Here is a 2,219-nt window from a genome sequence, read left to right as displayed (position 1 = left end):
CAGGGCGTATCCGGCTCCGCACTTGAGCACCGCGAGGATGGTGACGGCGAGTTCCGCCGACCGGTCCAGGAGGACGCCCGCGAGCTGACCGCGCCTCAGTCCGGTCGTGTCCCGCAGGTGGTGCGCGAGCCGGTTGGCGCGTGCGTCCAGCTCCGCGTACGAGAGCCGCTGATCGCCGAAGACGACGGCCGAGGCCTGCGGACGCAGTCGCGCCTGCTCCTCGAAACGCTCGGTCAGCGGCCGGTCGTCGACCGGCACCGCAGAGCCCGCCCACTCACCCAGGATCTGCCGCAGGTCCCCGTCCGCCACGGGCTCCAGCTCGGAGAGCCGAAGGTGCGGGGCCGACACGGCCTGTTCCAGAATCCGGCGGAACGTCCCGGCCAGCCGCTCGACGGTCCCGCGGTCGAAGACGTCCTCGCTGAAGAGCACCGTGCCGGCCAGCCCGTCCGTACCGGGCCCGCCGCCGGCCGCCCCGGTGCGCAGCAGGAACTCCAGGTCGAACTTGACGGCCCCGGTCACCACCGGTTCGGCCGCCCCCGTCCGCACACCGGTGAACTCCGGCGCGGGCGCGGGACCGCTCTCCACCGCCAGGCACACCTGGAACAGCGGGTGCCGGGCCAGTGACCGTACCGGGTTCACGGCTTCCAGCACGTGGTCGAAAGGGGCGTCCTGGTGCGCGAACGCGTCGAGGTCCGTCGCCCGCACCCGGCGCAGCAGTTCCCGGAACTCCGGATCGCCCGAGGTGTCCGTACGCAGCACGAGCGTGTTGACGAAGAACCCCACCAGACCCGCCAGGCTCTCCTCCGAGCGGCCCGCGACCGGGGAACCCAGCGGAATGTCGGTGCCCGCGCCCAGCCGGGTCAGGGTGGCCGCGAGCGCCGCCTGCACCACCATGAACGGTGTGCACCGCTCGGCCCGGGCCAACTCCCGCACCGCTCTGCCGAGTGCAGGACCGTAGTCCACTTCCACGGCCCCACCCCGGAGGCAGGCCACCGGCGGCCGCGGCCGGTCGTGCACCAGCCCCAGCTCCTCCGGCAGCTCCGCCAGCGCCTTCCGCCAGTAGTCCAGCTGCTCGTCGAGCACCGGCCCGGACAGGGCGGACCGCTGCCACAGCGCATGGTCGGCGTACGTCAGCGGCAGCGGTGACCAGCCGGGCGGGCGTCCCGCCAGGCGGGCCGCGTAGGCCGCGGAGAGATCCGTGAACAGCGGCCGCAGCGACTGCCCGTCGGTGGCGATGTGGTGGAGCAGCACCAGCAGTACCGCGCTCTGCGGTCCGGTGCGCAGCAGGGTCACCCGCAACGGCGGCTCGGCCGCGAGGTCGAAGACGTGCCCGGCCGCCGCTCGCAGCGCGCCGTCCACCGCCCCGGGCGCCACCTCCCGGACCGTGAAGGACACCTCGCCCGCCGGAGCCACCACCTGGTGGGGCTCGCCGTCCGCGACGGCGAAGCGGGTACGCAGCGGCTCGTGGCGCTCCACCAGGTCGCTGAACGCGGCACGCAGCGCGGCCACGTCCACCGGTCCTTCGAGGCGCACGGCCATCGGTACGTTGTACGCGGTCGAGCCGGCTTCGAGCCCGTTCACCAGCCACAGCCGCTGCTGGGCGAAGGACAGGGGCAGCCGCTCCGGGCGCCGGCCCGGGGCCGTCGGCGGCGGCAGCGCGCCCCGCCGCCCGGTGCGCTCCGCGAGATGCGCGGCCAGCCGGGCAGGGGTGGAGTGCCGGAACACCTCGCGCAGCCCCAGCCGGCTGTCCAGCGCCGATGCGAGCCGGTTCGCCAGCCGGGCCGCGAGCAGCGAGTGCCCGCCCAGCTCGAAGAAGTCCGCGTCCGCCGGCGTCGGCCCGTCCACCCCCAGCACCTCGGCGAACAGCGCGCAGACGATCTCCTCCAGCGCGGTGCGGGGCGCGCGTCCCCGTCCCGTCACGGCCGGCGCGGTGGGTTCCGGCAGCGCGCGTTTGTCGATCTTGCCGTTGGGGGTGAGGGGCAGCCGGTCGAGCAGGACGACGAACGCGGGCACCATGTGGTCCGGGAGCCGCTCCCGCAGCCAGGCCCGGACCTCTGCGGGCTCGGGCGCGGTCCCGCCGGGCGCGGCCGTCGCGTACGCCGTCAGCCGCCCGTTCCCGTACGTCACGGTGGCTTGGGTGAGGTGGGGGTGGGTGGTGAGGAGGGTTTCGATTTCGGTGGGTTCGACGCGGAAGCCGCGGATTTTGATCTGGGTGTCGG

At 74.5% G+C, this 2,219-nt stretch carries 1 protein-coding gene; it reads right to left on the bottom strand.

Translation table 11 applies throughout. The features are described from left to right. Nucleotides 1-2,219, bottom strand: a 2,219-nt coding sequence (locus ACWGH0_RS34600) for a condensation domain-containing protein (RefSeq protein WP_453408241.1), incomplete at both ends; no start/stop codon positions are given.

The sequence above is a fragment of the Streptomyces sp. NPDC054887 genome (assembly GCF_053610585.1).
Note: the sequence above shows the minus strand (reverse complement) of the source record. Positions and strands in the feature narration are given on the sequence as shown.